Below are 12,617 nucleotides of genomic sequence, written 5' to 3'. Positions count from 1 at the left end.
CCATCACCCTTCGATGATAGAATGCTGCGTCGCCGCAGCGCCGGCTGCCCTTCACACCGAGCCGCTCGAAGTTCGGTCAGGTCCCCGATTTTGATGGAGTTACGCGTGTCTTCAAGACGCATTTTCCGCCCGCTGCTTGCCCTTCTGCTGATCGGCTCCGCGGGTGTCTATAGCGCTGCGAAAGCGCAGACTCAACCGAAGGCCCCCGATACGATGGAAGCGCGCGTGCAGGGCTGCACGGCCTGTCACGGCTCGCACGGCCAAGGTACCGACAACGATTACTTCCCGCGCCTGGCGGGCAAGCCGGCCGACTATCTGTACAACCAGTTGCAGAACTTCCGCGAAGGGCGCCGCAAGTATCCGCCCATGAACTACCTCGTCACGTATCTCTCTGACGACTACCTTCATCAGATCGCCACGTACTTCTCGCAGCAACGCCCGCCGTACCCGGCGCCGGCCAAGCCGACGGTGTCGGCGGCCATCGTTGCGCGCGGCCAGCAGATCGTGCTGCACGGCGACGCATCGAAACAGATTCCGGCCTGCGCGGCTTGCCACGGCAAGGCGTTGACCGGCATGGAGCCCGCGATTCCGGGTCTGGTCGGTCTGCATGCGGACTACATCAGCGCGCAGTTGGGTGCTTGGCGTTCGGGTTCGCGTCATGCCATCGCCCCTGATTGCATGCACACCATCGCCACCCGTCTGACCGATGACGACGTGAACGCCGTCGCGGCATGGCTTTCCACGCAAACGGCCCCACAAAACCCCGTGCCGGCTCCGGCCCGCTCGATGAAGACTCCGCTTGCCTGCGGCAGCGAACCGCAATAAGGCACCGGGAGAGACACTCAAATGAAACGCAAGTCTTTGTTCGCCCTCTCGGCTGTCGTCGTCGTTGCGGCTGCCGCACTCGTTCCCGTCCTCTGGTCGGGCGGCGACAACCTGCATAACGGCTCGGCTATGGCGGCAACGCCCGCCGACCAGGCCGCGCTGATCAAGAAGGGCGAGTACCTCGCCCGCGCCGGCGACTGTATCGCCTGCCACACGGTGCGCGGCGGCAAGCAATTCGCCGGCGGCTTGCCCATGGCCACGCCGTTCGGCACGATGTTCACGCCGAACATCACGCCTGACGACCAGTACGGTATCGGCAAGTGGACGCAGGACGACTTCTACCGCGCGATGCACACGGGCCGTTCGAAAGACGGCAGCCTGCTGTATCCGGGCTTCCCGTTCACGAGCTACACGAAAGTCACGCGTGCCGACTCGGACGCGATCTACGCGTACCTGCGCTCGGTCACGCCGGTCAATGTGCCGAGCCGTCCGCATGAACTGAAATTCCCGTTCAACCAGCGCAACATGCTGATCGGCTGGCGCACGCTGTTCTTCCGCGAAGGCGAGTACAAGGCTGATCCGACCAAGTCGGTCGAATGGAATCGCGGCGCGTACCTGATCGAAGGCCTCGGCCACTGCGGCATGTGCCACACGTCGATCAACGCCATGGGCGGCCCGGTCAGCTCGGCGGCATTCGCCGGCGGCCTGATCCCGCTGCAGAACTGGTATGCACCGTCGTTGACGTCGAACAAGGAAGCCGGTCTCGGCGACTGGGACACGAAAGACATCGCCGATCTGCTGAAGACCGGCGTGTCGAATCGCGGCGCGGTGTTCGGTCCGATGGCTGAAGTGGTTCACAACAGCCTGCAGTACATGTCGGACGAAGACATCAATGCGATGGCTACGTACCTGAAGACCATTCCGCAGAAGAGCGAGGCGCCGGAACCCCTGCAACTCGAAACGTCGGAAAAGTTCGGTGGCGAACTGTTGAAGCAAGGTCAGAAGATCTACGCTGACAACTGTGCGAAGTGTCACGCGGACAACGGCCTCGGCATGCCGCCGGCCTTCCCGCCGCTGGCGAACAACCAGTCGATCCAGATGCCGTCGGCGGTCAATCCGATCCGCATGGTGCTGAACGGCGGTTACCCGCCGAGCACGGATGCCAATCCGCATCCGTACGGCATGCCGCCGTTTGCCCAGGCACTGTCGAACACGGAAGTGGCCGCCGTCGTGACCTACATTCGTATGTCGTGGGGCAACCACGGTACGGCTGTGTCGCCGCAGCAAGTGTCCGATCTGCGCTCGGCGCCGCTCGACTAAGCAGCGTGTGATGCACTTGGGGCGCGGCCTGCGAATCACGCGGCCGCGCCCTTCGTTTTTTCAGGACCGGTATCATGTGGGGATAAACCCTTATGAACCGCGCAGGAGGAAAGAGCCGTGCATGTCGGTGAGCGTTTCAACAGCATTACCCATCTCGTCGGCGCCGTGCTGTCGGTGGTGGGGCTGGCTACGCTCGTGACAATGGGCGCGCTCGCTGGCGACGCGTACAAGGTGGTGAGTTTCAGTGTCTACGGTGCAATGCTGTTCGTGCTGTATGCTATCTCGACGCTTTATCACAGCGTGCGCAATCCGCGGGTCAAAGCGGTCCTGCAGAAATGCGACCATTCGGCGATCTACCTGCTGATCGCCGGCAGTTACACCCCATTCACACTTGTTACGTTGCGTGGACCGTGGGGCTGGTCGCTATTCGGCGTAAGCTGGGGGCTTGCCGCTCTCGGCATCGTGCAGGAACTGACGCTCGGACGACGCACCCGCAGCGTTTCGATGGTGCTGTATGTATTGATGGGATGGCTCGCGCTCGTTGCCGTCCGCCCGCTGGTTGAAGCTTTACCGGCAGCGGGTACCGCCTGGCTCGTGGCCGGCGGGGTCATCTATAGTGCCGGTATCTACTTCTTCATCAACGACGAGCGCATCCGGCACGGACATGGTATCTGGCACCTGTTCGTACTGGCGGGCAGTCTGTGTCAATTCGTCAGTGTCGCGCGCTACGTCGCATGACATCCCACGGCGGCGAAATGCAACTTAAGGCCAGTCAACGTGTCTGCATAGCGCGTTGAAGCATTCGGCACGCGTATCGCGCGTGCCGCCGATTTCTCTGCGACCGGAACTGGGCTTTGGCCTCGAACGCGCCATGCGGGCGTGTTCATGCCGCGCCTGTACCCGCTTGGGTCCACGTGGTGCCGTCTGGTGCCGTTCGCGAAACTGCATTGCAAAGAGCATTTATGTCTTTTGACTCCCTCGGCTTGTCCGAACCGCTGGTCCGCGCTGTCCACGAACTCGGCTACACCACCCCGACTCCGATCCAGACGCAAGCGATCCCCGCTGTGCTCAACGGCGGCGACCTGCTGGCCGGCGCACAGACCGGCACCGGCAAGACCGCCGGCTTCACGCTGCCGATCCTGCAGCGTCTGAACACCATGCCCGCCGTCACCTCGGCCTCGGGCAAGCGCGTCGTGCGCGCACTGATCCTCACGCCGACGCGCGAGCTGGCCGCCCAGGTCGAAGAAAGCGTGCGTGCATACGGCAAGTATCTGAAGCTGAAGTCGACCGTGATGTTCGGCGGCGTCGGCATCAATCCGCAGATCGGCGCGCTGCGCAGCGGCGTGGACATCGTCGTCGCAACGCCTGGCCGTTTGCTCGACCACATGCAGCAGAAGACCATCGATCTGTCGCATCTCGAGATTCTCGTGCTCGACGAAGCCGACCGCATGCTCGACATGGGCTTCATCCACGACATCAAGCGCGTGCTTGCGAAGTTGCCGCCGAAGCGCCAGAACCTGCTGTTCTCGGCTACCTTCTCCGACGAGATCAAGACGCTCGCCGACAATCTGCTCGACTCGCCGGCGCTGATCGAAGTCGCGCGCCGCAACACGACGGCCGAGACGGTTGCGCAGAAGATTCACCCGGTCGACCGCGACAAGAAGCGTGAGTTGCTCACGCACCTCATCAAGCAACACAACTGGTTCCAGGTGCTGGTGTTCACGCGTACCAAGCACGGCGCGAACCGCCTCGCCGAACAGTTGACGAAAGACAACATCAGTGCGCTGGCGATTCACGGCAACAAGAGTCAGTCGGCCCGTACTCGTGCGCTCGCCGAGTTCAAGGACGGCACGCTGCAAGTGCTGGTCGCAACCGACATCGCGGCGCGCGGCATCGACATCGATCAACTGCCGCACGTGGTCAACTACGATCTGCCGAATGTGCCGGAAGATTACGTGCACCGCATCGGCCGCACGGGCCGCGCGGGCGCGACGGGCGAGGCGATCTCGCTCGTGTGTGTCGACGAACTGCAACTGTTGAAGGACATCGAGAAGCTGATCAAGCGTCCGGTGCCGCAGGAAGTGATCGCCGGTTTCGAACCGGATCCGACCGCGAAGCCGGAGCCGATTCTGCGCCGCGGCCAAGGTGGTGGCGGCGGTGGCGGTCGTTCGCCGCGTCAGAGCCAGGGTGCGCCGAAGCGCGATGGCGGTAGGGGTGATGGTGTCAGGCGCGATGGCGCGTCGGCTGCCAAGCCGGCGCCACGCGCGGGCCAGCGTCCGGCGAATGGTCAGCAGCAACCGAAGCCGCAAGCTGCGAAGCCGGCAGGCAACGGCGGCCAGCCGCGCCGCGACGGCCAGCGCCACGACGCTCAGCCGCGTGCAGCGGCGCACGAAGGGGGCGCCGCGCAACACGCGCCGCGCAAGCCGCAAGGTGCAAAACCGCAAGGCGGCAACCCGGGTGCACTGCTCGGCGGCGCCAAGCCGCGCAACGACGCACCGCGCGGCGGTCAGCCGACGCGCAGCGGCCAACGCGGCCGTTAAGTTTCAGGCAATGCCTGCTCGCTAGCCCCGGTCCCCGACTAACGGCTAGCCGCAGCGGCAGCTTGCTTCAGGTGCTCGATCTGGCTTTCCCATCGATCGAGCACCGCCTCCCCTTCCCCTTGCAGTTCAAACGTAATGCCGCTTGTCAGGCGCGCATAACGCACGCTTTGCGCCTCCCCCGTGTCGATCGAGCCGCTGAGGTACACGAGGCCGCTGTCGTCGCCTGCCACGCCCGCTAGCGGCGTCAAGCGCAACTGCACCTGATAGAACGCTTCATCGCAGACGAACGTCAGCGCGGCCCGTCCGCTTTGCGCGATCACGCGCGCCGCCCGGGCCTGTGGCCACAACGCGAGGCAGAGCGAACGCGAATCAGGCGCGTACAACTCGCCGACGCCGAGCAGCGACGTGCGCACGTGGCCGTTCGCATCGACGGTGAGCAGCGCCGCGGTGAACCCCGTCTTGCTCGCCAGTGACGAGCCGTCGAACAGCGCGCGGACCGCGTCAGGCCATTCGTCGAACACATGCTGTTCGAGCGGGCGTTCGGGTGAAGGAAAATCGCTCATCGTATCGATCCGGTCTGAAACGGGTTACGGGGGTCGCGCGGGTTGCCAGCGCCGCGGACATTGGTGGCGCCGCTGGCGTTGCCACGATCAATCATGCCTCGAAAAACGAATGGCCCGCGCGAGCGGGCCATTCCTCTTCATCCATACGTCGCAAGCTCAGCCGAAGAACATCAACGGAAAAACACGTGCTGCGTGATCTTGGCGAGCGGGTAATGCACACCCGGCTGAATCCTGGCCGGAATATCGAGCGGCTTGAGCAGCATTTTCACGCACATGTCCGCCGACAGATTGCGCCGCACCAGTGCGTTGATGCGCGCCGCGCGTTCGCGGTTATAGGCCGAATCATGCACCCGCTCCGGATATCGAATCGCAAAAACATGACGCAACGCGATCTCCGAGTCCTCGTTCTTGATTTCCATCACACGACGCATCAACGCGCCGAGAACCGCAAGACGCCCATTTCCTTCGATCTTGTTGTACTTCTTGAAGTACTTGAAAAAGTGCTTGTAATGACGGACCTCGTCGGTACGGATGTTGTCGGTGATCTGCTTGAGCACCGGCTCGTCCGAACATTCGCCGATCGCGCGATAGAGCGTGGCGGTGCCCGTTTCCACCACACAGCGCGCAACCATTTCAAGCGCGCGGGTCTTCTCGAAGTCTTCGACCGAGCAGGTCAGCGAATACTCTTCCATGAAATTGCGGAACGCGGTGTCCCAGTCGAACTCCGGCCAGACGTAGGCGATATACGTCTTGAGCGCCCGGCCGTGCTGCATTTCTTCCGGTTCCCATTCCTGATTGAGCCACGCCGAAACTTCCGGGTCGCCGTCGAAGAAGGTGCTCAGATTGCTGGTGTAAAGATCGGTACCACTTTCAATAAACGAAGCGGCGCACAACAGAAGCAGCAGGTCTTCGTTAGCTACCGCTTTCTGGCGATCTATGCGGGTCAGGTCGATATCCTCGATCCGCCAGGGCATCACATGGTTCAGCTCAGTGTGCATTGTGTCTTTGCTCCGAAAGCTGTATCGACTCGTGGAGCCCGCCCGGAACCGCCCGCTTGCAAGGACGGTCCGCCGTGTCGGATACAGCGCCTTGAATTAGAGTTAACCCCTTGTATCTTGCATCTTAGCCGGTGTTTAGCAACTCTGCAGATAACCCAGCACAGACCATGCCGGGCTCCCGCAGTTCCAGATTCACGGTAGTCGAATCCTTCGGTTGATTACAAGCGGGGCCCGCAAGGCGAAAAAAAGCCAGCTCGAAGAGCTGGCTTTGAGTTGACGCGGATGCATGTCTGGCACGGCGACGCTTGCGGCAAGGCTCGCTGCACAGCACAACGGCCGCCGGCCGAAGCGTCATGGCGTCATGCGAGCTGGACGCGTTCGAGCTGCCGGACGCGCCGCATACGCCATGCAACGACGACCAGCGACAAGCCCGACAGCACTGCGGCAATCAACACGTAGTAACTTGGCGCAAGCTTGTCGCCAGTCAAGTGAATGAAGGTCTCCACAATCGTCGGCGCAAAGCCGCCGAAAATCGTCACGCCAATGCTGTAACCGATTGAAAGACCGGTGGAGCGCACCTGGGTCGGGAAGATCTCCGACATCAGCGCGGGCATCGGCCCGGAATAGGCCGCCTTGAAGATTCCGGCGGTGCCTTGCAGCAGAAGCAGCCAGCCGAGCGTCGGATGCGATTGCAGCAACGCAAACATCGGGTAGATCAGCACGCCCATCAGGATCGACGTCGTCAGCATGATGCGAATCCGGCCGATGCGATCGGACAATGCACCCATCACCGGCGAGAGCAGGAACTGCAAGCCGCCGTTGAGCACCACCACGCCGAACGACGCCGCAGCCGGCATATGCAATTGCTTGACCGCGTACATCGGCATGTAGAGTTGCAGCACGTACACGCCGACCGTGGACTGCGCCACGATGCCCACGGCCAGCAACAGGTTCACCCATTGACTGCTGAACGACGCGTTCTTCTCCTGGGGCAGCGCCTGACGCTTGCCCGCGGCCTGGCGCGCCGCTTCGCTTGCCTCACGTTCTTTACGCAACGCGAGAAACTCCGGCGTCTCGTCGAGATGCGAACGGATGTAATAGCCCACCGGCCCGACCAGCAGACCGAACACGAACGGCAGGCGCCAGCCCCAGCTATTGAGTTGCTCGGGCGGCATCCACGCGGTCAGCAGCGATCCAAAGGCCGCCGCGGTGATTGCCGCGAGACCCTGGCTTGCGAACTGCCAACTCGCGTAGTAGCCGCGACGCGACGCGCTATGCTCGACCATGAAGGCCGTCGCGCTGCCGAACTCGCCACCCACCGCAAAACCTTGCACGAGCCGTGCAAGCAGAATCAACACGGGCGCCGCGAGACCGATCGACGCATACGGCGGCATCACGGCCATCGTGAAGGTGCCGACCATCATCAGCGCGATCGCGAGCGTGAGCGCCGCCTTGCGGCCCTTGCGGTCGCCGTACATGCCCAGCACGATGGCGCCCAACGGCCGCATCAGGAAAGAGATGCCGAAGGTTGCAATGGCGAGCAGCGTCGAGAGCCACTCGTCATGCATCGGAAAGAACTGTTTCGCGATGATCGTCGCAAAGTAGCCATAGACCAGAAAGTCGAACCACTCGAGCGCATTGCCGACCGACGACGAAAACACGATACGCCGCACCATCGCTTTGGAAAGCGGCGCGGACGTGGAATGGGGAGAAGCTGTCGCGGGTTGCGACGCGGGGGTGTTCATGATGTCTCCTGCCCTGCCTGATATTTGACGCGCTGCAAGCGCTCGAGGCACTCGACGCCCGGCTGTCGCGCGCAGTCCATTGCGGTTGTGCGTGACGCCCTGCTTTAATTGCCTGATCGGTCCGCCTCACGACAATGCGACATGCATCGTCGACGGCGGCAACGAGACGCGGCCGCCGCCCACGCGGCGCCGCGCTTCGCTTAAGTCGTTCAGAAGCCGGCTGCCAGCCCGTCGCGACGGCTATCGCTCGCCGCCACGTAGCCGCGCTCCGGATCGTTACGGTCGAGCTTCCAGATGTACTGGCCCGAGCCGAAGTCCATGTACGGATCGTCGACCGACTTGATCGTGTGGCCCAGCTTCTGCAACGCCTCGGCGGTCTTCGGATTGAGCGTCGATTCGATATCGATCGTGAAGTCCCGGTTGACCTTCCAGCGCGGTGCGTCGCAGGCGGCCTGCGGCTGCTGACCGTAGTCGAGCATCCGCACGATCGATTGCAGATGGCCTTGCGGCTGCATGTCGCCGCCCATCACGCCGAAGCTCATCACCGCTTCCTGCTTGCCGTCCACCTGCTGGGTGAGGAACGACGGGATGATGGTGTGGAACGGCCGCTTGCCGCCTTCCACCACGTTCGGCGACTTCGGGTCCATCGAGAAGCCGCAGCCGCGGTTCTGCATCGCGATGCCGCTGTCCGGCACCACGATGCCCGAGCCGAAGCCCATGTAGTTCGACTGGATGAAGCTGACCATCATGCCGCGCTCGTCCGCCACCGACATGTAGATTGTGCCGCCGGCCTTCGGCATGCCGAAGTCGAACTGCGTGGCCCGCTTGTGGTCGATCAGCTTCGCGCGCGACGTGAGGTACGCGTCGTCGAGCATCTGCTCCGGGGTGACGTCCATCGAACGCGGATCGGCCACGTAACGGTAGACGTCGGCGAACGCCAGCTTCATCGCTTCGATCTGCAAATGCTGCGACTCGATGTTGTCGACAGCCAGTTCCTTCACGTCGAACTTTTCGAGGATGCCCAGCGCGATCAGCGCCGCGATGCCCTGGCCGTTCGGCGGAATCTCATGCACGGTGTAGCCGCGATAATCCTTGCCGATCGGCTCGACCCAATCCGCCTTGTAGTTGCGCAGATCGTCGAGGGTCAACGCACCGCCGCCTTCACGCGCAAACGCCGCGATCTGTTCGGCGATCTCGCCTTCGTAGTACGCACGCGGGCCTTGTTCAGCCAGCTTGCGCAGCGTCTTCGCGTGACCGGGAAAGCGCACCAGTTCGCTCACTTCCGGCGCGCGGCCGCGCGGCATGAAGGTTTGCGCGAAGCCCGGCAGGTCCTTCAGTTCCGGTACCGCCGCCGCCCATTTATAAGCGACGATGCTCGCCACCGCATGACCGCGTTCGGCGATTTCGATCGCCGGCTCCATCAGATCGGCGAACGGCAGCGAACCGAATTTCTGATGCAGCGCTTCCCAGCCGGCAATCACGCCGGGCACCGTCACTGCGTCCCAACCGCGCTTGGGTTGCTTCGCGAGACCATCTTCTTCGCCGTACTTGCGCTTGAAGTAATCGACATTCCACGCCGCCGGCGAGACGCCCGACGCATTCAGACCATGCAGTTTCTTGCCGTCCCATACCAGCGCGAACGCGTCGCCGCCAAGGCCGCAAGACACCGGTTCAACCACCGTGATGGCCGCTGCCGCCGCGATCGCCGCGTCGACGGCATTGCCGCCTTTCCACAGCATCCGCAGCCCGGCTTGCGCGGCGAGCGGATGCGAAGTGGAAACGATGTTGCGCGCGAATACGGGCAGACGCGGCGTCGGATAGGGGTTTTGCCAGTTGAAGCCAGTCATGTCGAACACTCTCGAAAGCGTGGCCCGGCGTGTTCTTAAACGCCGGAAGCCATGGGAAACGGGTAAGACTCAGGTAACACGCGGGTAACACGCGGAACCTTGGATTGCAGCGCGATCCGGCACAAAAAACAAATTCATTTATCAAATGAATAAATGCACAAATGATCTGAATAGCTCGCTGCCGGGTCGCTGAGGATCCGAACCATGACGCACGAGTTGGCAGACAAGACGTGCGATGGTCTTACAATACGCTCACCCTCGTTCACGCATGACCCGTTTTCCGGCTCGACTTTTCGCGCTGTTGGCGGGGCATGCCGATAAAAACCCACGACCCGAGACACATGACCCGAGACCCCCGCCTGACTCTCAACGCCCGGCAACAGGAACTGCTGGAGTGGGTGCAACGCGACGGCTTCGTGACCGTGGACGACCTCGCGGCCCACTTCGACGTGACGCCGCAGACGATCCGCCGCGACGTCAACTGGCTCGCCGACATGAACCTGCTGCGCCGTTATCACGGCGGCGCCAGTCTGCCGACCAGCTCCGAGAATGTCTCGTACACGGCGCGTCAACGGATGTTCCATGAAGAGAAGCGGCGCATCGCGGCGCTAGTGGCCACTCACATTCCCGACCAGGCGTCCCTCTTCATCAATCTCGGCACCACCACCGAGGAAGTCGCACGAGCGCTCAACCGGCATCGCGGCCTACGCGTGATCACCAACAATCTGAACGTCGCCAGCATGATGAGCGGCTATCCGGATTGCGAAGTGCTGGTGACGGGCGGGATCGTGCGGCCATGGGACAAGGGCATTGTCGGCGAACTGGCGATCGACTTTATCCGGCAGTTCAAGGTGGACTTCGCGATCATCGGCACGTCGAGCATTGAAACGGACGGCACGCTGCGCGATTTCGACACCCGCGAAGTGCGCGTGGCCGAGGCGATCATCCAGCACGCGCGCACCGTGTTTCTCGCCGCCGACAACTCCAAATTCGGCCGCCCGGCACTCGTCCGCCAGGGTCATCTCGACCAGATCGACGCGCTTTTCACCGACGCCGCGCCACCCGCCGAGATGAACGAAACGCTCGCCGCCGCCAACTGCCAGGTGTATGTCGCCGAGTGATCCAGGTGTCTTCGGCCATGTTGCAGTGCACGCAAAACTTCGAGTGAAATCAAGGATCTGACCGCTGCCCCAAACCGCCTGTGAGGGTCCCAATTGTCAAAGGGAAAATTTACTGGGGCCCCTTTGGTGTTTGTCTGGCGGTTGACTACACTCCAGTTCCCCAGCGTCCGTTCCGCGCTACGCGGCGCGCTGGCAGTGACCCTGTGTGTATGAGCCGTACCTCCCGCCTGATCCTCTAGCGGACTTCACTGGCATCGTGCCAGTCGCCGGCAAGGCCGTCCGCGTTAGCTTGACATGGAGAGAACGATGCTGAGTCCGCATGAATTCGCCACGTTGTTGCTCGTCAAGGACGCCCCCAATCAAGTCGACATGGAGCGAGATGAGCTCGATGCCCTGCTGGAACGCCAGTTGGTGCAGCTCGAACGGCTCGCATCGGGCAACGAACAATGGCGCGTGACTGAAAGCGGCGACAGCGCACTTCGTGCCATTAAACGTTTTTCGTAATACGCTGGCTTTTGAAGCGGCCGCCTGAACGGCCGCTTTATTGTGCCTAATTCATTTACGCTGTAAATTGTCGCGACGGATCTTCAGCCCTCGCGCATGCCCAAAACGCTCTCCTCCGACGACATCCAGCAATTTCGCGAAGCCATGCGGCGTGTCGCTGAAAATGCGTTCGCCACCCGCGGCGCAGAAGGCGTAACGATGCGCGAACTGGCAAAGGAGTTGGGTTGCAGCGCGATGACGCCCTACCGCTATTTCCGCGACAAGGATGAAATTCTCGCGATGGTCCGCGCCGCGGCGTTCAACCGCTTTGCGGCGCGGCTCGAAGCCGTGGCGAAACAGGCCCCCTCGGCCGACCGCTACGCACTCAGCGACGCCTACGTGGCATTTGCCTTCGACGAGCCGCACGCCTACCGTCTGATGTTCGATCTCGCCCAGCGGGACGAGGCCTACCCGGAACTCGCCGCCGCTTCGCAACGCGCCTGGCAGATGCTCGGGGCGCACTTCGAGAAGCTGGTTGCCGCGGGCATTCTGGAAGGCGATCCCTACCTGATCGGCTACGCCTACTGGGCGAGCTTGCACGGCTTCACCATGCTCGCGCTCGCCAATCAGTTGCCGCTGCCTCAGGCGCAACAGCCCGCCACAAGCAGCGCGCCGACACGCGAAGACGTGTTCGCGCAAATCCGCCGGATGTTGTGGCGCGGAGCTCAGCCTCAGCGCGGCTAGCCCGCACGCAAGGTCGGATCGCCCGCCGCGCGCCAACTCAACGCCCTGGCCCGCTGATCGATGAAAAAGCTCACCCACTGATTACGCACCTGCGGATCGGTACTCGTCCCTTGTGCCGTATAGCGCTGCGCAAGCGACGTCTGGAACGCGCAGTAATCCTCTTTCGACAACTTGCCGCGCCGGTTCGCCACGTACGCATCGAACAGCGTCGTGTAGACGTTCTGCGCATCGTTGCCGTAGTCGACCGTTTGGGGACCGCACATCTGTTGCAACGACGCGAACGAAGGCGCGCCCATCGTCCCGTTCAAGCTCGGCGAACTGATGCATCCCGTCAGGAGTGCAACGCCACCGATCATCCAAAGTCCACGCATGAATTCACCTCGAAATGGCTCCTTTCGAGAGTATCGTCCGTGGCCGCGCGTTACGCCACC

At 62.6% G+C, this 12,617-nt stretch carries 12 protein-coding genes; 7 read left to right on the top strand and 5 right to left on the bottom strand.

Annotation, left to right across the window (positions count from 1 at the left end):
• Positions 1 to 93: 93 nt before the first annotated feature.
• The 4 genes from HWX91_RS15375 to HWX91_RS15360 all read left to right on the top strand — a co-directional run bounded on the left by HWX91_RS15375 (position 94) and on the right by HWX91_RS15360 (position 4,685).
• Positions 94 to 825: a c-type cytochrome gene (locus HWX91_RS15375; protein WP_035519891.1), complete on the top strand. Its 732-nt coding sequence runs from the start codon at positions 94 to 96 to the stop codon at positions 823 to 825.
• Positions 826 to 846: 21 nt separating this feature from the next.
• Positions 847 to 2,145, top strand: coding sequence for a c-type cytochrome (locus HWX91_RS15370; RefSeq protein WP_028196347.1), 1,299 nt, complete (start codon positions 847 to 849; stop codon positions 2,143 to 2,145).
• 117 nt (positions 2,146 to 2,262) lie between these two features.
• Positions 2,263 to 2,883: a PAQR family membrane homeostasis protein TrhA gene (gene trhA / locus HWX91_RS15365; protein WP_028196348.1), complete on the top strand. Its 621-nt coding sequence runs from the start codon at positions 2,263 to 2,265 to the stop codon at positions 2,881 to 2,883.
• A gap of 224 nt (positions 2,884 to 3,107) precedes the next feature.
• Positions 3,108 to 4,685 carry a DEAD/DEAH box helicase gene (locus tag HWX91_RS15360; protein ID WP_028196349.1) on the top strand — a complete coding sequence of 526 codons (1,578 nt, stop codon included), beginning with the start codon at positions 3,108 to 3,110 and terminating at the stop codon, positions 4,683 to 4,685.
• A gap of 38 nt (positions 4,686 to 4,723) precedes the next feature.
• Here HWX91_RS15360 and HWX91_RS15355 read toward each other — a convergent pair whose 3' ends face one another.
• The 4 genes from HWX91_RS15355 to ggt form a co-directional block, all read right to left on the bottom strand.
• Positions 4,724 to 5,248, bottom strand: coding sequence for a hypothetical protein (locus HWX91_RS15355; protein WP_028196350.1), 525 nt, complete (start codon positions 5,246 to 5,248; stop codon positions 4,724 to 4,726).
• 170 nt (positions 5,249 to 5,418) lie between these two features.
• Entirely contained in the window at positions 5,419 to 6,246 is an 828-nt protein-coding gene (locus tag HWX91_RS15350) for a ferritin-like domain-containing protein (RefSeq protein ID WP_028196351.1), read from the bottom strand.
• Positions 6,247 to 6,605: 359 nt separating this feature from the next.
• The gene (locus HWX91_RS15345; protein WP_028196352.1) at positions 6,606 to 7,991 is read right to left on the bottom strand and encodes an MFS transporter; all 1,386 of its coding nucleotides are present in this window, start codon (positions 7,989 to 7,991) and stop codon (positions 6,606 to 6,608) included.
• A gap of 209 nt (positions 7,992 to 8,200) precedes the next feature.
• Positions 8,201 to 9,838, bottom strand: coding sequence for a gamma-glutamyltransferase (gene ggt / locus HWX91_RS15340; protein ID WP_028196353.1), 1,638 nt, complete (start codon positions 9,836 to 9,838; stop codon positions 8,201 to 8,203).
• A gap of 341 nt (positions 9,839 to 10,179) precedes the next feature.
• On the opposite strand from ggt, the gene HWX91_RS15335 reads away from it, so the two are divergent.
• The 3 genes from HWX91_RS15335 (at position 10,180) to HWX91_RS15325 (ending at position 12,186) form a co-directional block, all read left to right on the top strand.
• Complete coding sequence (locus HWX91_RS15335; protein ID WP_028196354.1) at positions 10,180 to 10,959, top strand: DeoR/GlpR family DNA-binding transcription regulator; 780 nt, start codon at positions 10,180 to 10,182, stop codon at positions 10,957 to 10,959.
• 306 nt (positions 10,960 to 11,265) lie between these two features.
• Entirely contained in the window at positions 11,266 to 11,463 is a 198-nt protein-coding gene (locus tag HWX91_RS15330; RefSeq protein WP_028196355.1) for a hypothetical protein, read from the top strand.
• Positions 11,464 to 11,559: 96 nt separating this feature from the next.
• Positions 11,560 to 12,186 (top strand): TetR/AcrR family transcriptional regulator, encoded by a 627-nt coding sequence (locus HWX91_RS15325; RefSeq protein ID WP_028196356.1) that lies wholly within the window; start codon positions 11,560 to 11,562, stop codon positions 12,184 to 12,186.
• On the opposite strand, the gene HWX91_RS15320 is transcribed toward HWX91_RS15325, so the two are convergent.
• Entirely contained in the window at positions 12,183 to 12,557 is a 375-nt protein-coding gene (locus tag HWX91_RS15320) for a hypothetical protein (RefSeq protein WP_028196357.1), read from the bottom strand. The genes HWX91_RS15325 and HWX91_RS15320 overlap by 4 nt on opposite strands.
• Positions 12,558 to 12,617: the final 60 nt, after the last annotated feature.

Source organism: Paraburkholderia fungorum, assembly GCF_902833645.1.
GTDB classification, from domain to species: Bacteria; Pseudomonadota; Gammaproteobacteria; order Burkholderiales; family Burkholderiaceae; genus Paraburkholderia; species Paraburkholderia fungorum.
Note: the sequence above shows the minus strand (reverse complement) of the source record. Positions and strands in the feature narration are given on the sequence as shown.

What these genes read in the sequence shown, in the direction of transcription:
- HWX91_RS15375 (WP_035519891.1), top strand. Translation starts at nt 94, where the DNA reads ATGGAGTTACGCGTGTCTTCAAGACGCATTTTCCGCCCGCTGCTTGCC.
- HWX91_RS15330 (WP_028196355.1), top strand. Translation starts at nt 11,266, where the DNA reads ATGCTGAGTCCGCATGAATTCGCCACGTTGTTGCTCGTCAAGGACGCC.
- HWX91_RS15370 (WP_028196347.1), top strand. Translation starts at nt 847, where the DNA reads ATGAAACGCAAGTCTTTGTTCGCCCTCTCGGCTGTCGTCGTCGTTGCG.
- HWX91_RS15320 (WP_028196357.1), bottom strand. Translation starts at nt 12,557, where the DNA reads ATGCGTGGACTTTGGATGATCGGTGGCGTTGCACTCCTGACGGGATGC.
- HWX91_RS15355 (WP_028196350.1), bottom strand. Translation starts at nt 5,248, where the DNA reads ATGAGCGATTTTCCTTCACCCGAACGCCCGCTCGAACAGCATGTGTTC.
- HWX91_RS15360 (WP_028196349.1), top strand. Translation starts at nt 3,108, where the DNA reads ATGTCTTTTGACTCCCTCGGCTTGTCCGAACCGCTGGTCCGCGCTGTC.
- HWX91_RS15345 (WP_028196352.1), bottom strand. Translation starts at nt 7,991, where the DNA reads ATGAACACCCCCGCGTCGCAACCCGCGACAGCTTCTCCCCATTCCACG.
- HWX91_RS15325 (WP_028196356.1), top strand. Translation starts at nt 11,560, where the DNA reads ATGCCCAAAACGCTCTCCTCCGACGACATCCAGCAATTTCGCGAAGCC.
- HWX91_RS15350 (WP_028196351.1), bottom strand. Translation starts at nt 6,246, where the DNA reads ATGCACACTGAGCTGAACCATGTGATGCCCTGGCGGATCGAGGATATC.
- HWX91_RS15335 (WP_028196354.1), top strand. Translation starts at nt 10,180, where the DNA reads ATGACCCGAGACCCCCGCCTGACTCTCAACGCCCGGCAACAGGAACTG.
- ggt (WP_028196353.1), bottom strand. Translation starts at nt 9,838, where the DNA reads ATGACTGGCTTCAACTGGCAAAACCCCTATCCGACGCCGCGTCTGCCC.